Origin of the sequence: Picosynechococcus sp. NKBG042902 (assembly GCF_963864045.1) — a bacterium.
GTDB lineage: Bacteria > Cyanobacteriota > Cyanobacteriia > Cyanobacteriales > MRBY01 > MRBY01.
Genome location: NZ_CAWLTV010000064.1, coordinates 25446 through 49288 on the forward strand (window position 1 = coordinate 25446; position 23843 = coordinate 49288).

The window sequence follows — 23843 nt, forward strand, 5'->3', positions numbered from 1 at the left end:
GGCTCCTCGGCGTCAAGCAAGATTAGGGGTTAGTTCGGGGTGGCATTCGTTAAGTAATGCTTTAGTTTTTGGGCGTAGGCACTGTCGAAGCGACGGTTCTTGCCACTGCGGATTTCGGCGGCGGCCTCCGTAAACAGTTCTTGGTCTACAAATTGTTCTAGTTGCTGGCAAAGGGAACTTAGGTAGTTTGGGTCGGGTTCCGGGCCAGTGAGTCCCTTTTGGCGGGCGAGATCAAGGAGTTTAGCGAGCAATTTTTCCGTGGTTTGGCGGCGCACTTGATTCAGTAGATCACCAGGGTTGAGGATGCGGCGGGCTTGATCCCAGCTACTCATGCCCAGTTGGGGGGCAATTTCGGCGAGGGATTGGGCCTCGATGTAATAGAGAGAAAGACCTTGCAAATAATGATCAGCAAAAGGTTTGTAGCGTTTGCTCTTGGCGAGTTTTTGTTGTTTTTGTTTGAGGTTTTCCCGGAGGCTCTCGTCAAAGGCGATCGCCAATTGGTTATGCAAAAATTGGATCAGCTCCCGTTGTTCGAGGTTCCCTTCATCGAGGCTTTCGTGGGGGAGATCCCGCCTGGGGGCATAGTCACCACTGTCGGTGTCGTAGGTTTCTAAACTTTCCCGCGATCGCCAAATGTCATATTGCCGCAACTGTTCCGCGAGACGATGCAAATCCCCCAAGAGTAACTTCGGGGCGCGGCTCGGATAACCCTGGTCAACGCAGTAGGCATCCATTTCCAAAAGTTGCGCTTCCGTTGGCGTTTGGCACTTGGTACGTTGTTTCGTCTGTTGGCGGCGATCGCGACGATACACCCCATGGAAAGCCTTCAGTAAACATTGATCCGCAGGCGCTAACTGCTCAAACTGACTTTTGCGGGCGCGGTTTAACAAGGCCCAATCCGTGAGGTGCTGAAACCCGAATTCCGCTAAAAAAGCCCGAATCTCTGGATGTTGTTTCGTTTTCAAAAAAGCCCAATTTTTCAAACTGAGTTTATTTTCCCGTTGAGCCCTATAGGAGCGAAGAATTTCCACCGCAAAAATCTGAAACTGACAGGGGCTAAGTTGGGCCGCTTCGTTGAGTTGGACTTGATTGCTGTCCGTGGCCTCATCAATCAAAATTAACCTCTGGCCGTCGTCGTGGAGCACCAGAGGCAAAAGGTCTTGGTAAGAAAAATTCTGTTGGGCACTAAATAAACTCGCGAGGCGTTGGCAACTTTGGAGAATCGGTTGGGAAACGTAACACCGTAAACATAGCCCTGCTAATGCCTGATAATATGATTCCCCTTGGTTGCCTTGAAAGACCTGGAGGAGCTGCTCTGGTAAAGTATTAGCCGAAAAAGTTGTGGTCTCTAACCAAGTTTGGGCGGTCGGGAGCGGAGCCCAGTGGTATCCTTGGCGATGCTGGAGACTGATGCGGTATAGATGCCAGTACTGCTTCGGATAACTCATGATCTCCCCTTGGGTTCCCCATTCAAGCAAAAATGCATAGCGGTGTTTTTGTAAGTATCATTATCCTGTCGCTATACATCTTAATTGAGCTTTTTCTGAATAACCGGTTACCAAGCCAACATATTCCCCAAAAGACCTTGGCGCAAATTGGAGTCATTCACATAGCGCACGTTTTCTAGCTGTTGGTAGGTGGCATAACGGTGGGCTTCTGCTTGGATAACGGCAGAGCAATCCTTGGCACTCATGGAACCGATGGTTTGCATGCCCCAACCGGTATTTTGGGCATCGATATGCTGGGTCGTGGTACTGTCCGGGGTGCTGGTGCTATCGGTCACTGTGGCCTCGTTATGGAAACTGTTCACCTGGGTCATATCTTCCATTTCCTGGGTATTACAGAATTCTTTGGCCTCTTCTACGCTTAGCCAGGGTTGATAGTCGTCGGCGATCGCCCCAGGGACAAAACTAAGGGGCAGTAACATTGTTAAACCAAAAACAGCGAGCTTGTGAGTTGTGTTAAACATGGTTGGTTTCTCCGGGGGCGAGTAAAAAGTAGGTAGTCGATTTAAGGGCTAAGGGGTAATCCCAGGGACTCCATGAAATTTGGATCATGGGCGGGACTATAGATATCAATGGGAACACTAATTTGGGTGCCAATGGTTGGACTTTGGATGCCGTAGGGAGCCAGGGGACTCGCGCCATTGCCATCAACAAAGTGACTACTGGTGCGTTGTTGGGTGGCGTTACCAGAGCCGACATAAAGCTGGCTGCTCGTGTTGGTCGTGGTATTGCCCCAGCAGGGTTGGTTGCCTGTGCCCATAAAGACTTGGTTACTTTGGTTAGCGGGAGTTGGAGAACCGTGGATTGCCACTTGGAGGGACACATCGGTCATCACACAGGCGGCCTGGGCGGGCATCCCGATAGAAGTTACGGGTACAAGCAAGGAAGGGGTAAAGATAATCCAGAAGGGGGAACCAGCAAAGAGAATTTTCATTGATTTGCCTCGGTGAAGGGAACAGGGGAAAAACAGGGCAGTTGTGAACAGAGAGTTGGGTTAAACCACTGCCCTGGTGTTGGTTTTAGAAAGAAAAGATAGAGCTTTGGTTTTGGAAGCTGTTCTGGAAGCTGCTGTTGTTGACGCTGTTGCCGAAACCAATCCCCGCGCCTGTTTGGCTGGCACCCACCTGGGCAACGCTGGCATTATTGCCGAACCCAAGGATACCGGATTGTTGTTGAGTACTGGATTGACCGAGGTTGTTGTTGACATTGTTGAAAAAGCCATCAGCCACGGCAGTTTGGGAACCGACAATTGTAGACTGGGCGCCGTTGTTACCACCACTAAAGAAGCCGCTTTGATTTTGGAAATTTGATTGGCCCATGGTATTGGAAGTGGAGTTCCCCACACCGACGGCGGCACTAGTTTGATTAGAGATCATTGTGCTGCTAGAAACATTATCGGCTTTGGCAGGTTGAGCGATACTCAGAACACCGAGAGCGAGGAAAGCACCAGCGGTAGCCAGTTTGAGGGATTGGGGACGAGAGAAAGTGAAAGTAGTCATGGGTCAGTTACCTGTTGATTGATTGTTGTGTGTTGCCAGGTGATAGTGACCAGAAATTTTGCTTATGCAGTTTTTTGTCTTTCGCCCCAGAAAATTATCTAGAAAAGTTCAGTGGCGATCGCCTTGAGGGGGGATTCCGTTGTGATTGGCTTTTTCTCGGAAGGAATAAGGGTAAAGGCGGGTTCTAGGAGAGCATCGTCCACCCAACCCGAAAAATAATCCACGGTGGTACTGTCTAGATCGAGCGCAAAAAGTGTTAAGTCTCCCCGCAGGGCATTGAGATCTTGGATTCCTTCGGGGTTATAGCCCTGTTCACTAATCCCCACTGGCCCCAGGCCCACCTGTTGCCCCATCACTTCATCAAAACTCCGCCCAAAGCGATCGCCTGCCCAATGCCATTCTTCGCCGGGCCAATAGAGGCGGTCTTCCCAGGGGAGTAAATCGGTTGTGTCTGGTTCACTGTCCCACTGAAAAGCCCCTTCTGGTACCGTCACCCGAAAACCCGTAGGATAAGCAACTTCAAAGCGTCCCTTCTTCGGCTGTTCATGGGCAATGCCAAAGGGGACGGTACTCGCCCACCAGAGCACCTCGGCGGTGGCTGCGGTTAGGGTGGTGCTGGGAGTTTCTGCCAACAGACTGCGATAAATAGGTAAGCCTGACTCTGGCACCTGGGCTTCTAGGGCAAAGCGCCAACAATTCCACGCGTCCCACTGGTCAATATTGCGCCACTGAATGTTACAAATCCCATTCCCCGTCGCCACCCAGAGCACATCGCCCTCAGCGTGGAGTTGGGTGGGAATCGCCCCGATCAAGGGACTGTTGTGAATCGTGTGAAACGAGATTTTGCCATCACGCCAATCTTGATTAAATTCATAGGCCACCAAGCCCCGTGCGGGAATGAGGCTTGAACCTTCGGCGGCATATTTTGTCCCCAACCAAAGAGTTGTTTGATCGTCGTTGGTTGTGGCCTGGAGGTCAGTAATTTGGGTGGCGATCAGTTCGTCCGGCTGCTGTAATTCGAGGCTGCCGGTGCTTGGTTCATAACGAATCAGGCTACTCAAACCGCTAAAGCCTTCCCCTTGCTCTGAGGAAACCGCAAAAAATAACGTGTCTTCGACAGGAATGGCCGCTGTCACCGTGGGAATGCCTAGATCCGCACCAATGCCACTGGCCCGCAACTGTTCGAGGGTATAAAGATCTAAGGCGATCGCCTCGGTTTCCCCTGGGGGAATCAGTTCAAAAATTGCCTTTTCGGGGGGATTCTCAAAATCTAGAAAAGGATTTGGGCGCAAGAGGACACGATATTGATAAGTTTCGCCTGCCAGTTCGATCCTTTGAAAAGCGGGATCTTCCCCCGCTAAAAGCAACTCCTGATCCTGAACGGCATTAGAGGTGTTGTCCGTGGTTGGCAGCAGAATCGCCCAACTCTGGGTTTCCCGACAAAAAACCAATTGATGATGCCGAGTTTGCACCGTCACAGTATCTGAATCAGCTTGAATGTCCCACGCCGTAAAATCGAACTGATCCGCCACCGACAGATCCGCTTGAATCGTTAATCGTTGGGCCGCTCCATCGGTGCTGGGACAATTGGCCGGGGTAGATGGCACTGTTACGTCCCCTGGCTGTTCCTCCAAACTAATAGACTGCCCATTACAAGCACCGAGGCAAATTAACCCAACCCAAACCCAAGGCGATCGCCCCAACCCATTTTGTCTAGCCCATAAACTTTGTCGCATCACCTTTACTGACTCCGTAAAACTATTGAAATAAATTTCCCTGCCGTTTTCACCTGAGAAAGTTTGCCAGGGGAAAGCTTGTGACTTATTTTGATAAAGATTTCTTGTTTGTTCCCTTACCTAATCCCAATTCTGAGCCGAATTTAACCATGGCGCAAATCCGCATCGACCCCCTGGCGATCCAACTCCAAACCCTCGAAACTGAAACTCTCCTCAAGGCGCTCCTGCGGGCCAAAGTTCACCTCGATGCCATCTGCGGCGGCAAAGGCTATTGCGGTACCTGTGTCGTTCATGTTGTTAGTGGTGCGACCCAACTCAGCCCGGTGACGGCCCAAGAACAAACCATCCTCAACAATCTGAAAAAATCTAGCGACACCTATCGCCTCAGTTGCCAGGCCTATGTGCGTGACGGAGAAACCGTTGTTTGTGACCTACCATCCCGCACCCTCACAAAGTTACAACAAATTCTCGATCGTCTGAAAAATCGCTATGCCCCGAAAGATATCCGCCACCCCCGCACCGGAGAACTGCTTGTTAAGCAGGGGGGCATTGTGACTCAGGATATTCTCGAACGCCTGTTAAGTGCCTGAAGTCCCTTTCTAGAAAAAAAATATAAATTTTCATTAAGAGACAATTAAGTTTTGTTGATTGATTGTGGGTTCCGCCGGGGGTCTGAGATTTCCATGCTATGTTTGGTTTCCATAACAAAGTCCTAGTCTTATAACTCTCGTTTTTTAAGGGGTTTCTTAGATATCGTCCAAAATCCAGGACTTTCAAAGGGTTCTAGTCCCCTTTGAGAATGTGTAATGAGTTAACTCGATTTTTAGCCATGCTAACCAAACAAATTGCGGACTTGGACGTTTGAATTGCTTGGTTCCAGTGGTGCCCCCCTAAAAAATTAGATTTAGACATCGACAATGTTGTCGCCAATGACAATTTGTTGAGTTTTGTATCGTCGTTTGCTTGTTCCAAGCTACCGCCTATGGTTGGTACATCTACTTTGCACAACCAGATCATTCTCATCGCGGAAATGAATGAGCGCGTGTATAAGCCCATTGCCACGCAGCTCACCCGCGCTGGAGCCGTTGTTTGCGTCTCTGAGACGAGGCAGGCTTTACTCAAAGAATGCGACCGTCGTCATCCCCAGTTACTGTTACTGGGCACGCTCCCCCATACCAACAGTCTCGATTTATTTCGGCAATGTCGAGATTTTTGGCAAGATTTACCCGTGGTACTCCTCGCCCACCAACCCCTAGTCAATGATTACTTTCGAGATTGGGCGCTGAAACAGGGGGTGCGAGCGGTACTCAGCAGCTATGTGCAACATCTCGCTCAGTTACAAGCTACGGTCCAAGATATTTTGTTTCCTCTGTTAGAGCCCGTTGCCGCCACGGCCAAGCGCACCATGCCGCCCACCCCAATCCCGGTGGTCACAAATCCAGCTAAGGGTACGGATATTTCCAGGGCCAGGGCCATTATTGCTTTGAATCAAATTAGTGAATTTAGTCAAAAGTATTTTGGGAACCTTGCCATCGGTAATTATTGGCGAAAAGCCCAGCAAACGCTCCAGTCAGAACATCCCCTTTTGGACTGTTGGGTGGTGGATCACTGGGGCAGTTTTGATCCAGAGCAAGGGGCGATCGCCTCTCCCGAACCGCACCTCAGTCAGGCCGAACTACAGAGCCTCAAAGTATGGGTAGCGACCTTTACCCAAGAGTGCGAACGCATTGTTGTAGACTTTGCCCAATTGCTCCGCCAATATGCCCTCAGCGAAGCTGATTGTCGCTTTCTCCTTTAAATTTTTTACCCCCCCCAATCCCCCGTGAATAAAATCTCAATCCAACCCCTCGATAAAACCGTTCCCGTCCAGGGCCAAGAGACCTTGCTTGATGTGCTGCTCCGGGAAGACATGAGTGTCATGCAGGCCTGTGGTGCCCAAGGGCGCTGTGCCACTTGTCATATTTACGTCAAATCTGGGGGAGAAGCCCTCAGCCCGATGAATGACCAAGAACGACTGACCCTCAGTTTTATTGCCACCGCCCAAGCCAATTCTCGACTTGCCTGTCAAACGAAGATCTGTGGTGATGGGGCCGTTATCGAAGTGCCCAGGGGGATGTATATCGGTTCCATGGGCGAGCTCAAATCCCTTGTTGGTACCCGCGCTAATCAAAATATTATTCACCCTTTGACCGGAGAAATTCTCGTCGAAGAAAACAAGTTAATCCTGCGCTCGGCCCTCGAAAAAATGGCCAATATTGATGCGGCTTTAGAAACCAATCTTTTGGATGTGTTCCAACCCTCTTCTGTGTCAAATATTGCCAACTACTTTGATTAGTTTTGGCTTTTCTCGCTTTTTTAAGCTTGTCTTTCTAACTGTTGTGATTGCGATTTATTGATCCTATGGTTTCTTCTGCCCGTTCCCAAACTCTCCCATACCACCGTTCCTGGCAAAAAGCCTGCCACTACAGTCGTCATACCTTCTTTCAGTTTGATCCCACCCAAGGCACCGTAAGCGATCGCCATGGTCAACGGAATCTCCTTACCACGGAAGATTTCATTATTGGGTTACAAAAGGGCCTTGAGCATGAAGTCGGTGAAGCTTCCGGTTGGTTAATGTACCTGATCGGCCAGGAGTGGGGCGTCGAAGATGCGGCCCAATTTAAGGTATGGTTCCAGGATGAGTTCGGCTTGTATTTTAAAGATGCGGCGCTCCGGTTTGCCCTCGAAACCTGGTGGTGGCCCCTGACGGCCCAGGGGTGGGGGAAATGGCAGGTAGATTTGTCTTCGATTAAAGAAGGCTTTTTATTTATTGATCTATTTGACTCGGCGGTGGCAAAAACCCTCGGTGATGTCGGTAAGCCCGTGTGTTTCCTCTATGCGGGGCTATTTGCGGGGTTCTTTTCGAGCTTTTTTGACCGGGCCTTGAGTAGCACCGAAATTCAATGTTATTCCATGGGGAATGATTTTTGCCGGTTCCTAATCGGTTCGGAAAAACGGGTGAAGGCGGCGGAATTTTGGCTGACATCTGGGGCAACGGCAGCGGATATTGAAGCTCGCTTCCAGGCGCTCAAAACGGAAGCGGCACTTGATGCGGTTGGGCGCGAATAAAGCAAAGGCACACTTCGAGGACAAATCACATGGCACAAGATGATTCTCTACTCCGGCGCTGGTTTCCGACTTTTGTGGGACTTTTTGAAAAACTCAAGCCTCCTACGGCAGCTCCTGTCCCTACCCGTGGGGCAACCCCTGCCTCGACCCTCGTCCGGCGATCGCCTCGACCGGATGGCCCTTTTTTTCTCAAGGGGTTTGAGGAAGCAGCTTTTCTCTCCCGGGATGATCTGCTGTTAGCCCTACAGTGGAGTGCGCCGCCTTCCGAATTGGATCAATATGCTGCCACCCTCCAAGGAACTTCGCCAAGGCGATCGCCCGTTGTTGAAACCGAGGAATCTGATACCGACTTTTTCATTCGGGGCCTACAGAATATCGAAACCGTCGATGGCCTCAAAAATTTAGACCTTGTCGCCCTCCTCACCTGGGAAGAGCAAGGTCAAACTCTCCGAGAAGTTGACCCCGATGACTACGACCTACTCGACGATTTGTTAGATGTCGCCGATATTTAGGGCGTTAGGTGGCTAAAACTCCTTGCAAAAATGGAATTATTAAAAAATAAAACAATTTACCGTCCCTTTTCGAGAAAAACCTAGAATTTTTCCAGCGTAAATTTTGCCTACTTTTTTCATCAGGATAAATTTTTATGATCACCCTCTTAGAAACCCTCCTTGAACGTTCCGACGGGGCTTATATCGAACCTCAAGATCTTGATCAAGTCGATCAGACTCTCCAATCCTGGGGCGATCGCCGGATCACCTATCAATTGATCCAAGAGAAAGAAGAAAAAATCGTCGATGAGACCCTCCGGCGCTTCCAAACCGAAAACGAAGTGCTATTGCGCTCGGCCCCGGAGACGGTTCTCAAAAAATGCAAAGGTGACCTCATCTCAGTCCTCCGCAACTGCGCCACAGCGATGCTCCTCCAGGACGAAGAACTCCTCAAAGATCGCTTCCTGTACTGGATGCAAAATATTATGCGGGCCTTGAAAAATCAAAAATACAACAACGAAGTTTACCGCATTATCCAAGAGGTCATCCAAGAAGAACTCCCCGCCCCATACGCCCAACTGATGCTGCCCTATCTCCAAGTCACCCACCAATACCTGAGCGAATAACCATGACTTTGTCCCCTGTCCCTGGGAATTACTTTACCCCCCGCACCTATATCCAATGCCAACCGGAAACGGGCCTTTTAAAAACACGCCACGGAAATCGCCTTTTGGCCGTCCCAGAAGTGTTGCTCCGGAGCATCCATAAAGCCCTACGGGAAGAAACAGGTGAAGCAACCCCTTTCGCCCTCTATACCTTTGGTTTTTGGTGGGGGGGAGCCTTTTACGACCGCTTGAAAACAGAAATTGAAGCATACTACCAACGCACGATCCCCCAGATGAATGCCCTAGAATTTTTGGTGATGATGCGGCAAATTTGGGAAACCCACGGTTTTGGGCATTTAAATTTAGATTTTACCCACCGTGATTTGGGCCTAATCAAGGTACAGGTAGAGGCCTCGATGATGCAGTTGGGTACGGAAATTGGCCTGAAACCAGAACAAACACCGTCCTATCATTTGGAAGCGGGTTTCATTGCAGCTTGGTTTTCCCGTTGGGCTGGGAAAGGCATTCGGGCCTGTGCAGTGGATTTACCAAAGGATGCGGCAACGTTAATGGCGAATCCGCCACAATTTGCCAACTTCTTGGTGGGCTTAGGGCCAAAAATTGAACAGACGGAAATGTGGGTCAAACAAGGTCTTTCTAGCGCCGAGATTATCGAAAAATTTGCAGTGACCGATGCCTAAATTGACGTCGGTTTTGCTAAACCCTGGGCGCTGCGGCCTAAAGCGTTTCTTGGCATGATGGAAGCAAGTTCAACAAGTGTTTTGCTTACATAATCGATATGACAACTGATGTTCTGACCAAACATAATGTTCAAATCCTCGGCAATGCCAGTTCAGATAAAGTACTCCTCTTTGCCCATGGCTTTGGCAGTGATCAAACCAGTTGGCGTTTAGTGGCCCCGGCCTTTGCGGCGGACTACCGTTTGGTGCTTTTTGATTTGCCGGGTTGTGGGCGATCGCAGGCAGACGAAAACGAAACATTACATCACACACGCCTCGAAAGTTACGCCCAGGATATCCTCGACATTTGTGAGGCCCTCGACCTAGAGGAAGTGCAACTAGTTGCCCATTCAGTCAGTAGTATGACCGCCACCCTGGTGGCTCTCAAGCACCCCAATCTCATTACCCGTTTAGTGTTCATCAGTGCCTCACCCCGGTATATCCATGACCAAGATTATGTGGGGAGTTTTGATCAGGCCACAGCCGATGAAATCTTGGCGGAAATGTCCCAGAACTATTTCCAATGGGTACGTAAATATGCGCCATCGATCATGAACACCCCGAAGCAACCATTACTCTCGGCGGAATTTTCAAAAACCCTCCTCCGTCTACGGCCTGATTATGCTTTTTTGACCTTTTCGCTGATCCTCAAATCTGATTATCGTCGCGAGGTGAGCCAACTGAAGCTCCCAACGTTAATTTTGCAAGCCGAGAATGATCCTTTTGTGGCTAAAGCTGTGAGCGAATATCTCCACCAAGCCATTCGCGGGAGTCAACTCCACTGGATTGATGCCAAGGGGCATTTTCCCCAATTGAGTAATCCCCAGGCGGTGATCGCTGCCCTCAAAGATTTTCTCCATTAAACTCACAGCAAAAGGCGATCGCCATCCCATGAAAAATTTGCCACAACGTTAAACAACAGAAAGACTACAGTAGGGGCCTTGATGAGCTGCTTCCTTCGGAGAGACCAATGTTTGGGAGTCAGGATACTGGGCCAAAAACGCGGTGCGCCAATGGATATGTCGTTCCACTTGTTTTGCCAAGCCCAGTAAATGGTGGCGCTGTCTGTCAGAAAGAGTTTGGGGGCGATCATCGATCGCACAGAGAGTACCCAAACAATAACCATCGGCTGTATACAGAGGAACACCCACATAGAAACGAATCTTGGGCGCTTGAACCACGAGGGGGTTGTCCCAAAAACGCTTATCCAGGCTGGCGTCAGGAATTTCAAAAAGCTCAGTATCCTCGATCGCGTGGGCACAAAAAGAAATAACCCTGGAGGTTTCTTCGAGGGTGAAGCCATAGCGTGACTTAAACCACTGGCGATCGCGATCCACCAGAGAGATTGCCGCAATTTTTGTGCCGCAGAGCCGCGCCACCAACCGCGTGATGAGATCAAAGGCTGCTTCCTGGGGGGTATCCAGTAGATAGGTACGGTGTAGTGCCGCAAGACGATGTTCTTCGTTAGTCAGGATTGGAGGAGCAATCATAGAATCCACGGACAATCATTAAAAAATGATGGGGGTATATTGTGGTGTGGCTTAACCAAAAATTAACTTCATCGGAGTGTTTACCCCAATAATGATGAGCAAAAGAATGACATCAGCTACTCAAATTAAATCTTAGCAATAAATAGTACAAGTCATACATATTTCTGACAGTTTTTTGTGTTTAATCTTAACTTCTAAAAAAGGCATGAATCGCCCAAAATCTCTTGGTAGACTAGCTTGGAAGAATTTTGTGACGATTAATAAGATACGCCAAAATGCCGAAAAATCACCTTGGGGACTAGCATTTGAATTGTCTCTTGTCGATTTAGTTTTGGGATATTTCAAGTGATTTTCAGCAAAAACTATGACAGTTTTATTTTGAGTTGAGAGGACAATTTTTAAAACTCATAAAAATCATGCGTCCCCGAATCAATTGAATCTCCATGGCAATTAACGTTACCTTATGAGCCTCTACTTTATCGTTCGCTAGATCACAATGTCTTCTGTCAATATTCTCCTGTGGTATCGCCGTGATCTCCGGCTCCATGACCACCAGCCACTCCAGGAAGCCCTAGCACAACAGGCCCAGATTTTTCCTTTCTACTGTTTTGACCCCCGGGAGTTTGGTTCAATTGGGCTAGATTTTCCAAAAACAGGTGCCTTTCGGGGTCAGTTTCTCCGGGAAGCCATCCAGGATCTCCGGCAAAATCTCCGCGCCAAGGGCAGTGATTTGATTGTGCGCCAGGATATTCCGGAAAAGTTAATCCCTGATTTATGTCAGCAATGGCAGATTGACGCTGTTTATTGGCACAGGGAGGTAACGGCAGAGGAAACCCGCGTTGAACGAAAACTCCGCCAAGCCCTAAAGCAACAGGGAATCATAATCAAAACGTTTTGGGGAACGACCCTCCACGATCCAGGGGATTTGCCTTTTGGGATTAATGAAGTGCCGGAGGTTTTTACGCAATTTCGTAAGGATGTGGAAAAGTATGCGGCGATCGCCTCCCCAGTACCCACACCAACCCAATTGCCCCCCCTCCCCGAAACCCTTGCTCCAGGCGAGATTCCCAGTCTCCAGGATTTGGGTTTGCCGGAACCAACCATTGATCCCCGTGGTGTGCTCCCGTTTAAAGGCGGTGAAACGGCAGGTTTGCAACGACTCCAGGCTTATTTTTGGGCAGGCGATCGCCTCAAGGTTTACAAAGAAACCCGCAATGGTTTGTTAGGAGCCGATTACTCCTCAAAATTTTCACCCTGGCTCGCCCTGGGCTGCCTCTCGGCCCGCTACATTGCCGCCCAAGTCGCCGAATACGAACAAAAACGGATCGCCAACAATTCCACCTACTGGCTGATTTTTGAGCTGCTCTGGCGGGATTATTTCCGCTGGATCTGTGCCAAACATGGCAACCAAATTTTCCAACCCGAAGGTTTACAGGGGGTAAAAATTCCTTGGAAACAAGACCACGAAGCCTTTGAACTGTGGCGGACGGGCCAAACGGGGATTCCCTTCGTCGATGCTAATATGCGCGAACTCCTGCACACGGGCTTTATGTCCAACCGGGGCCGGCAAAATGTTGGTAGCTTTCTGACGAAAAATCTGGGGATTGACTGGCGCTGGGGCGCCGCTTGGTTTGAGTCGCAACTCATTGACTACGACGTGTGCAGCAACTGGGGCAATTGGAACTACACCGCTGGCGTGGGGAATGATGCGCGGGGTTTTCGCTATTTCAACATTCCCAAACAGGCCAAGGATTACGATCCCCAGGGGGACTATGTGCGCCACTGGCTTCCGGAGTTGGCGGCCCTCCCCGGTGAACAGATCCATCAACCCTGGCGTTTACCTGTGCAAGCGTTAGGCGATCGCCAAATTATTTTGGGGGAAACCTACCCGAAACCGATGGTTGATCTACAAACCTCTGTCCAAGAAAACGAACGCATTTACCAAAAAGCCCTGGGTCTGGCCCCTAAGTCCCAATCCCGAAAGCCCCGTAAAAATTTCAAATGCAATCAAGATACTCCCAAAGCCCGTTGGCGGCGTTAGTCAACCTAAAACGGGGCCGTTCAAAAAAACTTTTGCCTCTCCCCTTGCGTTTTAAAAAATCCCCTGTTATATTTGTTAAGGCTTAAGGGCGTTTAGCTCAGCGGTAGAGCGCCTGCCTTACAAGCAGGATGCCACTGGTTCAAATCCAGTAACGCCCATCCTTAAGAAGAATATGCCAAGGTCACCTTCTGGGGTGGCTTTTTATTTTTCCGTGACCCATTAGGCGCAAACGGGGCCTTAACAGGGATTTAAGAAAATTTGTGTTTCCCCACGAACGGCAAACAAACTCCATATTTGTTCGCTTCTGGGGGAGCACCATGGTTAAATGTTAGTGCCGTTGTATAATAAGCGGCGAAATTAATAAAAGCAATTATTTTCGTACCGAGTTTATCTGGGCGATCGCCTTCGGGGTGACAGTGTGGCAAAGCTAAGGTTATTTACACGCCTGAGCCTCGCGAATAAACCGATTCGTCACGAGTTCCCGCCATAGATAACGGATGAGTTTAAAACATAAAATTTGCAGATCCAGAGGAAATTTATGACCAGTCAGACAGACCGTGTAGTTATTATTGGTGTTGCCGGGGACTCCGGCTGCGGAAAATCTACCTTTTTACGCCGGCTTACCGATCTGTTCGGCGAAGAGTTCATGACGGTAATCTGCCTTGATGACTACCATAGCCTTGACCGCAAAGGCCGCAAAGAAGCTGGGGTAACTGCCCTCAATCCCAAGGCCAACAACTTTGATCTCATGGCAGAGCAAATCCGTGATCTAAAGAACGGAAAGGCCATTGATAAGCCCATCTACAACCACGAAACCGGGGAAATTGACCCGCCCGAACGCATTGAACCCAACAAAGTTGTTGTGATCGAAGGGCTACATCCCCTCTACGATGCCCGGGTGCGGGAACTAGTCGATTTCGGCGTATACCTCGACATCAGCGATGAAGTCAAAATCCAGTGGAAGATTCAACGGGACATGGCGGAACGGGGCCACACCTACGAGGATGTTCTCGCTTCAATTAATGCCCGGAAACCGGATTTCAGCGCCTATATCGAACCCCAACGGGAATTCGCCGATGTGGTGATCCAGGTGCTTCCCACTGAACTTGTGGATGACAAAGAAGGGAAATATCTCCGGGTGCGCCTCGTTCAGAAAGAAGGAGTTGCTGGCTTCGAACCGGCCTATCTCTTTGATGAAGGCTCTACGATTAACTGGCGTCCCTGTGGCCGGAAGCTCACCTGTAACTATCCCGGCATCAAGATGTACTATGGCCCCGATAACTACTTCGGCAATGAGGTTTCTGTCCTGGAAGTAGACGGGAAATTCGATAATCTCGAAGAAATGATTTACATCGAAAGCCACCTCAGCAAGACCGGCACCAAGTATTACGGTGAAATGACTGAGCTGCTTCTGAAGCACAAGGACTACCCCGGTTCCGATAACGGTACAGGTCTGTTCCAAGTGCTCGTTGGCCTCAAGATGCGCCAAACCTATGAATATCTCACCACTGGGAAAGGGGCGATCGCCGCAAGCGTATAAGAAAAATCAACACCAATAAGTAGTTGTAGGGGCCTGCCATGGCAAGCCCCTACATTTTTTTATGGCAATGACGATATATGGCGCTTTACATCTGGGATTGCAGATAATTTTGCAGGCCAATTTTCTCGATCAGTCCCAACTGTTGCTCTAACCAGTGGGCATGGTCTTCCTCGGTGTCGGCCAGCATTTGCCGGAGGATATCGCGGGTTTGGTAATCTTGTTCTGTCTCACAAATGGCGATCGCCCCCTTAAGATCTCCAATGACTTTGTACTCATAATCGAGGTCGTTTTGGAGCATCTCAGGCACAGTCTTACCAATGTTCAACCCATCCTGTTGAGACAGATCAGGAGTGCTTTCGAGGAACAAAATCCGCTCAATCAATCGAGATGCATGGCCCGTCTCATCCTGCATCTCGTGGTTAATGCGTTCATAGAGCTTCGTCAGGCCCCAGTCTAGGTACATCCGGGAATGGGTAAAATACTGATCCCGGGCTGCTAGCTCATTGCGCAGCAGCTTGTGGAGTTGTTCTAAAACGTTTTGATTACCTTTCATCGGAATTATCTCAATACTCTAAGTGAATAAAAACATGGCCATAGCGTGGCCCATACCCTTGCCCTATCTACATCATCGACTGTAAATAGTTTTCTAAACCAGAATTTTCGATCAGCCACTGCTGGGACTCGAACCAGTCGATCTGTTCTTCGGTTTCTTCAAGAATTTCGCCCAAAAGATCACGACTGACATAATCTTGTTCTGTCTCACACAATTGAATCGCCGCTAGTAACTCATTGCGGATCGTTGTGGCGGTCGCTAGCTCATTGGCCAACATTTCTGGCACATCTTCACCAATCATCAATTTGCCAAGGCTCTGGAGGTTGGGCAAGGCCTCTAAAAACAAGATCCGTTCAATAAGACTATCGGCCTGCTTCATGGCCTTGATGGAGTACTTATATTCTTGATCATTCAATGTCCCCAAGCCCCAATTCTTGGCCATTCTCGCGTGGAGAAAGAACTGGTTAATTGCAGTCAACTGGGACTTTAAGACTGCATTAAGCTGGGTGTTAATGCCGGATTTTCCTTGCATTTCGCCTTATTTCACTCCAAATCGGCCACCTTTAATCTAAAAGGTGTCATAAATACTTCGGTATGTCTAGCTTAGGGCAGTTCCCGACATTGGGGGGCTTTACTCACAAAATTTTATTTTCTGATCAACTTTAGGAGAAAGAATGAGAATCTATTGCAATAATTTTCAGAATAGGGCATAGTAGGGGATGACAGTTAAATCAAGCATTTTCCCCTTGAGGTCACCATGTACGTTTGCCTTTGCCGTGGCATTACCGAAAAGCAAATCCGCCAAGCTGCGGAACAGCAAAGCTGCTCTATGAAAGAGCTTTCGAGTGTGATGGGCGTCGGAATGGATTGTGGCACTTGCCTAGAATATGCCGCCCAGCTATTGCAGGATCACCATGAGCAAGGCTGTGTGAAGCAACCCTGTACTTCGAGCATTGCCTAAGATAGACAAAATTTTATTTACAAGTCTTTCTGTTTAGATCCTTTTGTTTTAGAGAAGATTTTGGATTTATTAAGGTATTGGATTATTAAAAAACCCAGTTCAGGATCAATGGCGTTTCAAGTGAGAGTGGTCAACCACTGATAACGGGCGACGAATTGGGTAGTAGAAATTAGTTTATGGATAATTTAAGGCGTGGTGGGGTTTTCTCTCGCTGGAGTCGGCGGCGAATTTTACAGACAGGATTAGTCGGTTTGGGAACAGGGGCGATCGCCACCTATGCCTGGCGTAAAAAAAACTCTCTTGCCCAAGCTGAAGTCAAAATTCCTCCGGTGACTTTCGACCAAGACAGCATTACCCGCAATGGCTTTGACTCGATGCAAATTTTGCGGGATTTTGACTATGGGGAAGTGAGCGAAGAAAAGGGGCAACGGGTGCGAGAATTTCACCTAGAAGCCAACAGCAGCACTATTTACCTCAATGCCGCCCTTGAATATGTGAGTTGGAATATTAATCAACGGGTGCCGGGGCCAACCCTGCGGGCAACGGCAGGCGATCGCGTCCGAATTATTTTTCATAATGCCGATGGACACTCGCACACCCTCCACTTTCACGGGACTCACCCCGACACGATGGATGGGGTCAAACCAGTGCGCCATGGTCAAACCACTATCTATGAATTTGACGCAACGCCCTATGGGGTCCACCTGTACCATTGCCACATTGCCCCGGTGACGCGCCACATCGGTAAAGGCTTATTTGGACTTTTTATTATTGATCCCCCCGAACCAAGACCACCCGCTGACGAAATGGTGTTGGTGCTAGGGGGCTACGACATTAATGATGATGAAAAAAACGAATTGTATGCTTTTAACGGTATTCCCAACGTGTTCCGCGATCGCCCTATCCCCATCGTGCAAAATCAACTGGTACGACTTTATGTCTTAAATATGATCGAATTTGATCCGGCGATTACCTTTCATATCCACGCCAACTTTTTTCAGCTTTATCGCACTGGCATGGCCATGACGCCCCACGAAGCAAGCGATGTGGTCACCATGGGCACCGCCGAACGCCACATCCTAGAGTTTGCCTATCCTTTTCCTGGTAAATATATGTTCCATCCCCACCAAGATTACATCGCTGAACATGGTTGCATGGGCTTTTTTGAAGTGCTCCCAGCCGGAGCCTAAATCTCTATTGACAAAGATTAGTAAAACCTTTAGCGTATGGCAACATTAGCTTGAAAATTATTCTTAATTAGTATGAAATCCATAAAGCCCGTTGAATTGTTCCTAACCCTGGGTTTAGCCGTTAGCCTTGGGGCTTGCGGTACTTCTGTCCCAGGCAACGGTGGGGAGGGAGGAGAAAATGCTGCCACGACGGAAGCCGTAGAACAGAATAGTGCTGACCATGGCGGCGAAGGCGGAGAGGGTGGTGAAGGGGGCGAAGGTGCCAGCTCCGGCAATCCCGATGAAGACTATGCCACGACCCTCTCGTTAATGTTGGGTCATTTGATGGTGGCAGAGGAACTGATTGCGGCGGAGGAATATGAACAGGCAGAACCGCATATTGGCCACCCTGTGGAAGAATTGTATGGTGCCATTGAGGGTCAGTTAGGCGATCGCGGCGTAGCCGATTTTAAAGATGTCCTCAACAGTGCCCATGATTTGATTAAGACAGCACCGGAATCTCCCGAATTACAAACCCAACTCGACGCTTCCATTGAGGCCATTGATACAGCCCTTGCGGCTTTGGGCGAAGCAGAATTGCAGTCCCCTGAATTTGTCCTTGGGGTCATGAATAATCTCCTCCAGGTGGCTGGGGAAGAATATGCGGCGGCGATCGCCAATAATCAGATCGTCGAAGCGGTGGAATACCAAGATTCCCGTGGTTTCGTTTTCCATAGCGAGATGCTTTATGAACAAGTTGCGGATCAACTCAGCCCGGAGACTAGAGAGGCGATCGCCACGGCTTTAGCCGATCTTAAAACCGCTTGGCCCACGGTGGAACCACCCCAAACCCCCGTGAAAACGCCCCAGGAAGTATTGAGTCGTATTGTTGAGATTGAAGCCGCCAGCAACAGCTAATCCCCAGCTTCTGTGAATATCATTGACAGTGACCCCGGTAAAACTGGGGTTTTTTAGATTTTTTGGTAAGACAAATGTTCTTTAAAATTCCCCAGGTGTTGACAACAGAGGCCCTCGAAAAAATAACCACAACCTTGACCGAAGCCGAATTTGTCGATGGCAAACTTACGGCAGGTTGGTATGCCAAACTGGTCAAAGAAAATCAACAATTGACCAAGGCAACCCCCACGGCCCAAGCTCTAGAAGAGCAAGTGCGCCAAGCCCTCCAGAACAATGCCCTGTTTCAAACGGCGATCCGTCCCAAAACTGTCCACACCCTGCTATTTAGCCGTTACAGCCCCGGCATGGCCTATGGTCGCCACACCGACAATGCCCTGATGAATGGGATGCGCTCAGACGTTTCATTTACCCTGTTTCTCAATGAACCTAGTGACTATGAAGGGGGAGAGCTAGTCATCGAAGGGGCAGATTCTGAACAAAGCTATAAACTGCCTGCTGGAACGGCGATCGCCTATCCTTCTACCTCGTTACATCGGGTGAATGTAGTGACAAAAGGAACGCGCTTGGTGGCGGTGGGTTGGGTACAAAGTTGGATTCGCGATGCCCAAAAGCGGGAAATTGTATTTGATCTCGATGTCAGTCGCCGTAGCCTCTTTGCCCAAAGTGGTAAAACCACAGAATTTGATCTCCTCTCGAAAAGCGTGGCGAATCTCCTGCGGCTCTGGAGTGAGTAAACAAACTCATCCAAGATTTTATTGAAAATAAGTATCAACACTATTGACGAGCTGTCCAAGTATCGATACACTTTATCTAGTCTAAATAAGAATTATTTTCATTAAAATATCCCATGAAAATTGTCCACTCCTGCGGTACGACCGATATTACCCAGCAGCTCCGCCAAGATAGCCAAGCCCCAGAGCAAGCCCAAGGTAGACAGCCCCACACGGCTCCTGATCTTGCCCAATATTATTTAGCGACCCTCAGTTTAGACCATGCTTTAGCGGAGTCCTGAGGTTAGACCAGATATTTCGTTAAAACCACTTTATTTTCTCGGTATAAAAAAATGATTGATTTCTTTTATTTTATGTTTGCGGCTTGCCTCGGTTTTTCGCCAGTTGATGCGGAATCACCCCGCTAGCATTCTTGCTAACTAGACTCCATAAAAATAACGACTTACTCTCACTTGATCACCCTTGTTTAGGGGTAGGGTGCAGTTTATCTCAGACTGGGAGTGGTGTGGGCGATCGCCTGGGCATCGGCAAAAATAGCCGCCGCAACCTGGGGTTGGGCCTGGCTTTCAAGGAGATGGCCGAGTTGATTGAGCACCGTAACTTGGGTCTGTACATCCTGGCGATCGCGGGCCAGATGGAGTTGTTGACGCAGGACGGTTTCTGCTGCCTGGAGATTATCTTGAGTCAAATAGGTATCAGCTAAGGCTGTGAGGGTTAAATTCAGCTGATCCCAAGTGCGAAACTGTCGATAAATCGCCTCGGCCCGGTGCCAGTGAAGCAGTGCTGTTTCTAGGTTGCCTTCGCTGTGGGCCTGGCGAGCAAGTTCAAAATGACGATCCGCATCTTTACGCTGGAGTAATTTTTGTTCGGCGTTTTGTTTGCGCCCCTGACCAAAGGCTGGTACTGTCCCTAAAACCCCTACGGTACCTAAACTTAAGAGTAAGCAGAGAGTCAGCCAAAAGGGGAAGGTTACAGTCCGGGAAGGAGCGGGCGATCGCATAAAAAATTAAACCCAAAAAACAGCGCGCTAAAAAACCAAAGTCCTTCCATCTTAGCGGTAAATCTCGATCATCTTGCCGAGATGAAAAAGAGGTAAAGAAATTGACTTTCCTTACCCCAGGCGTTGTGTAGATTGGCCGTTCAGCGGTTAATGCCGTTGGAAAATGAAATGATATTACGAAAAACCCTGACCACGATTTTTGGAGGGCATGCAGAAACAGTTTTCTATCTGTTGTCGCAACGTTGCCTCATCTAAATCTTGCCCGATCAGCACCAACTGATTTTTTTCGTTTCCCCAGGTTTCCATTCCGAATCATCGATCGTAAACCGCTTTCCACTCAGGTGAAACACATGGCGCAGCGGGCTTTCATCAAACCACAGAATTCCCTTCGCCCGGAACACATTCACGGGTAACTGATTATCTAGGAAATATTGAAACTTGCGAATTGCAAAAGGTTTGTCACTTTGGAAAGAAATTGACGTAAATCCATCGTTTTCTAAATGGTTTGAGTGGTGATGATGGTGTTCGTGGTCGTGGTCATGGTCGCACTCTGGGGTGCAAACATGGTCATGATCGTGGTGGTCATGGTTATGCCCATGGTCGTGGTCGTGGTGATCGTGGCTGTGGTGGTGATGTACATGGGTATCTGCCGCATCAAAATACTTATCCGACTCAAACAGGCCCACACTGAGTAGCAACGGCAATGGCACTTCAGACTTTTGGGTGCGCAGGAGTCTAGCCCCTTCTTTAATGTCGCGAATTCTGACTTCTAGGGCGTCAACGTCTGACTCCTCAACCAAATCCGTTTTATTCAACACGATGATGTCACCGTAGGCGATTTGGCTGTAGGCCGCTTCACTATTAAACAAATCCAAGCTAAAGTTGGCACAATCCACCATGGTCACAATGGAATCTAGGCGGGTTAGGTCTCGTAACTCTGTCCCCAGGAAGGTCAAGGCCACAGGTAATGGATCTGCCAGCCCCGTTGTTTCAACGACGAGATAATCAATTTTGTCACCCCGATCAAGGATTTTATGCACCGCATTCACCAGATCTTCATTGATGGTGCAGCAGACACAGCCATTGCTGAGTTCTACCATGTTGTCTTCGGTGGTGACAATTAGCTCATTATCAATGCCGATTTCCCCAAATTCGTTTACAAGGACAGCAGTTTTAAGTCCCTCTTGGTTGCTGAGGATGTGGTTTAGTAGTGTCGTTTTGCCGCTGCCGAGAAATCCGGTGATAATCGTTACGGGAAGGCCACTTTTACTGGCATCTAAGGTATCGGCACCTGGAGCTTGGCTACTGACTGTGGGCATAATATTTTTCACTTTCAATTAGAAAACAACTTCTTCTTATCTTACACAGTATTTTTGGCGTCTAGAGTCGGGGCGATGCTTCGGGAAAAGTTAGGAATGCGCAGATGTGAAAGCCACGGTCAACTTGGAAAAAATGCGTCAGAGGAGAAGGGCGATATTGACCATGGCGATCGCCAAAATTAAGCGACATTGGCAAACCTATCTGACGGAATTTGGGCCAGGGATTGAAATGTGGGTTTAGCAAAATAAAAGCCTTGGAAAAGGTTAATACCCAGCCCTTGGAGGGTGGTTAATTCTGCTTGGGTTTCAATGCCTTCGGCAATAACCAGACTTGAGAGTTCCCCGGCAACTTGTAGTACACCTTTGACGATCGCTTGCCGCACTTTATCTTGGTCAATGCCGCGAATTAAGGCCATGTCGAGTTTGATCAAATCAGTCTGAATTTCTGATAGAAGATTCAACCCAGCATAGCCTGCCCCAAAATCATCAATGGCTGTTTTAAAACCACGAGCCCGATAATATTCAACGATTTTTCGGAGGTGGACTAAATCTGTGATTTGTTCACTTTCGGTAATCTCAAAAATAATTTGCTCAATGGGAAATCCATAGGTTTCCGCCGCTTCTAGGGTTGTGCGAATGCAGCGTTCTGGTTCATAAACGGCATTGGGTAAGAAATTAATACTCAAAAAACAGGGAATATGCAGTTCTGCGGCAAGGCGAATCGCTGTGGTGCGACAGGACTGGTCAAATAAGTAGCGGTTGCTGTCGTTAATGTGTTGAAAAATTGCTTGGGCTGACTCATTATTTAAACCCCGCACCAGGGCTTCATGGGCAAAAATTGTTTGGGTTTCTAGGTTGACAATGGGTTGAAAGGCCATTGTGAATTCGAAATCGAGTTTATTTCGATTCGTGCATTCTCTACATTCCATGGTGCACCTAATTTGTAGGGTCTCTTAACTATCTTGGCGATGATCAATATTGAACATCAACATATTCAGCGGTTAGGGTTTGTTTCCATGAAGATCAATATTTATCCATAAAAAATCGCCTCTCTTGGATCTTAGTTCAAAAAAGGCGATCGCCAAATTGACGTCGGTTAAACGAAAGGTTTAGATACCGAGGCGTTGGTAGACCTGATCGAGGTGACGCAGTTGGAATTGTGGGTCAAAGCAGGCTGCAATCTCCTCACCAGAGAGGTGTTGGGTGATTTCCGCATCTTGCTCGACGTTGGCGCGGAAGTTCCCGCCTTCAGTGTTCCAGGCGGTGTGGGCGCAACCTTGCACAAGGCGGTAGGCATCCTCACGGGTCAAGCCTTTCTCGACGAGGGCCAGCAGTACCCGCTGACTGAAAATCACGCCGCCATAGACGTTCATGTTACGTTTCATGTTCTCTGGGTACACCAAAAGATTCTTCACGAGGCTAATGGTTTCCCGCAGCATAAAATGCACGAGGATGCAGCTATCGGGCACGGCGACCCGCTCGACGGAACTGTGGGAAATGTCCCGCTCATGCCAGAGGGCAACGTTTTCGAGGGCGGCCATCGCATTCCCCCGCACCAAGCGTGCCATCCCGGTTAAGCGTTCAGAACGGATTGGGTTGCGTTTGTGGGGCATTGCCGAAGAGCCTTTTTGACCCTTGGAGAAATATTCTTCGACTTCTAATACATCGGTGCGTTGGAGGTTGCGAATTTCTACGGCAAAGCGTTCGATGCTGGCGGCTAACACGGCCAGTTGGTTCATGTAGTTAGCGTGGCGATCGCGGGAAATCACCTGGGTCGAAGCAGTATCGGGATCCAGGCCGAGTTTTTGACAAGCTAAAGCTTCAACGCGGGGTTCAATGTTCGCATAGGTTCCCACAGCGCCAGAGATTTGTCCCACGGCAATTTCTTTGCGCACAGCGACTAGGCGATCGCGGTTCCGGAGCATTTCCGCCAGCCAACCCGCCAGCTTAAACCCAAAGGTCATCGGTTCGGCGTGGATGCCGTGGGAACGACCCACCATGACGGTGTAGCGGTGTTGTTGGGCTTGGTAGCGAATCGCTTGAATCAGTTCTTCGACACAGGCCAGGATCAGATCGAGGCTATCCACCATCTGCAGAGCAAGGGCCGTATCCAGAACATCGGAACTGGTCATGCCGAGGTGAATATAACGCCCCGCATCGCCGACATATTCATTGACGTTGGTGAGAAAGGCAATCACATCATGGCGCACTTCTTTCTCAATTTCTAAAACCCGCGCTTCGTCGAACTGGGCTTTGGCTTTGATTTCTTCTACGGCTTCTGTGGGGATATACCCTAACTCTGCTTGCGCTTCACAGACGGCAACTTCGACTTTCAGCCAGGCCTTGAGTTTTGCTTCATTTGTCCAGAGATTCCCCATTTCGGGGAGGGTATAACGTTCAATCACGAGATGTGCCGCAGAATACAACCTAGCTATTT

26 protein-coding genes, 1 tRNA gene and 1 pseudogene are annotated in these 23843 nt (G+C 48.9%); 16 read left to right on the forward strand and 12 right to left on the reverse strand.

Going from position 1 to position 23843, the window contains the following annotated elements; all coding sequences use genetic code 11:
- Positions 1–29: 29 nt before the first annotated feature.
- The 5 genes from AACR41_RS05595 to AACR41_RS05615 form a co-directional block, all read right to left on the reverse strand.
- Positions 30–1448 carry a hypothetical protein gene (locus AACR41_RS05595; protein ID WP_030007390.1) on the reverse strand — a complete coding sequence of 473 codons (1419 nt, stop codon included), beginning with the start codon at positions 1446–1448 and terminating at the stop codon, positions 30–32.
- 107 nt (positions 1449–1555) lie between these two features.
- Positions 1556–1969, reverse strand: coding sequence for a hypothetical protein (locus AACR41_RS05600; RefSeq protein WP_012308275.1), 414 nt, complete (start codon positions 1967–1969; stop codon positions 1556–1558).
- A gap of 41 nt (positions 1970–2010) precedes the next feature.
- Positions 2011–2439, reverse strand: coding sequence for a hypothetical protein (locus AACR41_RS05605; RefSeq protein WP_030007391.1), 429 nt, complete (start codon positions 2437–2439; stop codon positions 2011–2013).
- Between the two features lie 85 nt (positions 2440–2524).
- Entirely contained in the window at positions 2525–3004 is a 480-nt protein-coding gene (locus tag AACR41_RS05610) for a hypothetical protein (protein ID WP_062436133.1), read from the reverse strand.
- Between the two features lie 98 nt (positions 3005–3102).
- Entirely contained in the window at positions 3103–4740 is a 1638-nt protein-coding gene (locus AACR41_RS05615) for a hypothetical protein (protein WP_052349680.1), read from the reverse strand.
- Between the two features lie 80 nt (positions 4741–4820).
- On the opposite strand from AACR41_RS05615, the gene AACR41_RS05620 reads away from it, so the two are divergent.
- From AACR41_RS05620 to AACR41_RS05655, 8 genes are all read left to right on the forward strand, one after another.
- Positions 4821–5330 (forward strand): 2Fe-2S iron-sulfur cluster-binding protein, encoded by a 510-nt coding sequence (locus tag AACR41_RS05620; RefSeq protein WP_012308271.1) that lies wholly within the window; start codon positions 4821–4823, stop codon positions 5328–5330.
- 440 nt (positions 5331–5770) lie between these two features.
- The gene (locus tag AACR41_RS05625; protein WP_152551004.1) at positions 5771–6538 is read left to right on the forward strand and encodes a hypothetical protein; all 768 of its coding nucleotides are present in this window, start codon (positions 5771–5773) and stop codon (positions 6536–6538) included.
- A 24-nt stretch (positions 6539–6562) separates the two neighbouring features.
- Positions 6563–7075: a 2Fe-2S iron-sulfur cluster-binding protein gene (locus tag AACR41_RS05630; RefSeq protein WP_030007395.1), complete on the forward strand. Its 513-nt coding sequence runs from the start codon at positions 6563–6565 to the stop codon at positions 7073–7075.
- Between the two features lie 65 nt (positions 7076–7140).
- Positions 7141–7848, forward strand: a complete 708-nt coding sequence (locus AACR41_RS05635; RefSeq protein WP_030007396.1) for a V4R domain-containing protein — start codon at positions 7141–7143, stop codon at positions 7846–7848.
- Positions 7849–7877: 29 nt separating this feature from the next.
- The gene (locus AACR41_RS05640) at positions 7878–8360 is read left to right on the forward strand and encodes a hypothetical protein (RefSeq protein ID WP_030007397.1); all 483 of its coding nucleotides are present in this window, start codon (positions 7878–7880) and stop codon (positions 8358–8360) included.
- A gap of 134 nt (positions 8361–8494) precedes the next feature.
- Positions 8495–8965 (forward strand): phycocyanin, encoded by a 471-nt coding sequence (locus AACR41_RS05645; RefSeq protein ID WP_030007398.1) that lies wholly within the window; start codon positions 8495–8497, stop codon positions 8963–8965.
- 2 nt (positions 8966–8967) lie between these two features.
- Positions 8968–9645, forward strand: coding sequence for a hypothetical protein (locus AACR41_RS05650; protein ID WP_012308265.1), 678 nt, complete (start codon positions 8968–8970; stop codon positions 9643–9645).
- 98 nt (positions 9646–9743) lie between these two features.
- The gene (locus AACR41_RS05655; protein WP_030007399.1) at positions 9744–10547 is read left to right on the forward strand and encodes an alpha/beta fold hydrolase; all 804 of its coding nucleotides are present in this window, start codon (positions 9744–9746) and stop codon (positions 10545–10547) included.
- Between the two features lie 48 nt (positions 10548–10595).
- On the opposite strand, the gene AACR41_RS05660 is transcribed toward AACR41_RS05655, so the two are convergent.
- Positions 10596–11174, reverse strand: coding sequence for a GAF domain-containing protein (locus AACR41_RS05660; RefSeq protein WP_052349681.1), 579 nt, complete (start codon positions 11172–11174; stop codon positions 10596–10598).
- Positions 11175–11670: 496 nt separating this feature from the next.
- Here AACR41_RS05660 and AACR41_RS05665 point away from each other — a divergent pair, with 496 nt between their 5' ends.
- The 3 genes from AACR41_RS05665 to AACR41_RS05675 all read left to right on the forward strand — a co-directional run bounded on the left by AACR41_RS05665 (position 11671) and on the right by AACR41_RS05675 (position 14755).
- Positions 11671–13215 (forward strand): DASH family cryptochrome, encoded by a 1545-nt coding sequence (locus AACR41_RS05665; RefSeq protein WP_052349682.1) that lies wholly within the window; start codon positions 11671–11673, stop codon positions 13213–13215.
- 86 nt (positions 13216–13301) lie between these two features.
- A tRNA-Val gene (locus tag AACR41_RS05670) sits at positions 13302–13373 on the forward strand.
- A 380-nt stretch (positions 13374–13753) separates the two neighbouring features.
- Positions 13754–14755, forward strand: a complete 1002-nt coding sequence (locus tag AACR41_RS05675) for a phosphoribulokinase (protein WP_012308260.1) — start codon at positions 13754–13756, stop codon at positions 14753–14755.
- Positions 14756–14840: 85 nt separating this feature from the next.
- Here the strand turns inward: AACR41_RS05675 and bfr (AACR41_RS05680) are convergent, their stop codons facing one another.
- Together bfr (AACR41_RS05680) and bfr (AACR41_RS05685) are read right to left on the reverse strand one after the other, a co-directional pair.
- Positions 14841–15308, reverse strand: coding sequence for a bacterioferritin (gene bfr, locus AACR41_RS05680; RefSeq protein WP_012308259.1), 468 nt, complete (start codon positions 15306–15308; stop codon positions 14841–14843).
- 67 nt (positions 15309–15375) lie between these two features.
- The gene (gene bfr / locus AACR41_RS05685; RefSeq protein ID WP_030007402.1) at positions 15376–15840 is read right to left on the reverse strand and encodes a bacterioferritin; all 465 of its coding nucleotides are present in this window, start codon (positions 15838–15840) and stop codon (positions 15376–15378) included.
- A gap of 225 nt (positions 15841–16065) precedes the next feature.
- On the opposite strand from bfr (AACR41_RS05685), the gene AACR41_RS05690 reads away from it, so the two are divergent.
- The 5 genes from AACR41_RS05690 (at position 16066) to AACR41_RS05710 (ending at position 19368) form a co-directional block, all read left to right on the forward strand.
- Positions 16066–16269, forward strand: coding sequence for a (2Fe-2S)-binding protein (locus AACR41_RS05690; RefSeq protein ID WP_012308257.1), 204 nt, complete (start codon positions 16066–16068; stop codon positions 16267–16269).
- Between the two features lie 176 nt (positions 16270–16445).
- Complete coding sequence (locus tag AACR41_RS05695; protein ID WP_030007403.1) at positions 16446–17459, forward strand: multicopper oxidase domain-containing protein; 1014 nt, start codon at positions 16446–16448, stop codon at positions 17457–17459.
- A gap of 72 nt (positions 17460–17531) precedes the next feature.
- On the forward strand, positions 17532–18356 hold the full coding sequence (locus tag AACR41_RS05700; RefSeq protein ID WP_030007404.1) for a hypothetical protein: 825 nt from the start codon (positions 17532–17534) through the stop codon (positions 18354–18356).
- Positions 18357–18430: 74 nt separating this feature from the next.
- On the forward strand, positions 18431–19090 hold the full coding sequence (locus tag AACR41_RS05705) for a Fe2+-dependent dioxygenase (protein WP_030007405.1): 660 nt from the start codon (positions 18431–18433) through the stop codon (positions 19088–19090).
- Positions 19091–19203: 113 nt separating this feature from the next.
- Complete coding sequence (locus AACR41_RS05710; protein ID WP_157096872.1) at positions 19204–19368, forward strand: hypothetical protein; 165 nt, start codon at positions 19204–19206, stop codon at positions 19366–19368.
- 203 nt (positions 19369–19571) lie between these two features.
- On the opposite strand, the gene AACR41_RS05715 is transcribed toward AACR41_RS05710, so the two are convergent.
- The 4 genes and pseudogenes from AACR41_RS05715 to purB form a co-directional block, all read right to left on the reverse strand.
- Positions 19572–20087, reverse strand: coding sequence for a tetratricopeptide repeat protein (locus AACR41_RS05715; RefSeq protein WP_030007406.1), 516 nt, complete (start codon positions 20085–20087; stop codon positions 19572–19574).
- 174 nt (positions 20088–20261) lie between these two features.
- Positions 20262–21406 (reverse strand): annotated as a pseudogene (locus AACR41_RS05720) (CobW family GTP-binding protein).
- 179 nt (positions 21407–21585) lie between these two features.
- The gene (locus AACR41_RS05725) at positions 21586–22284 is read right to left on the reverse strand and encodes an EAL domain-containing protein (RefSeq protein ID WP_229364887.1); all 699 of its coding nucleotides are present in this window, start codon (positions 22282–22284) and stop codon (positions 21586–21588) included.
- Between the two features lie 231 nt (positions 22285–22515).
- Positions 22516–23811 (reverse strand): adenylosuccinate lyase, encoded by a 1296-nt coding sequence (gene purB / locus AACR41_RS05730; protein ID WP_030007408.1) that lies wholly within the window; start codon positions 23809–23811, stop codon positions 22516–22518.
- Positions 23812–23843: the final 32 nt, after the last annotated feature.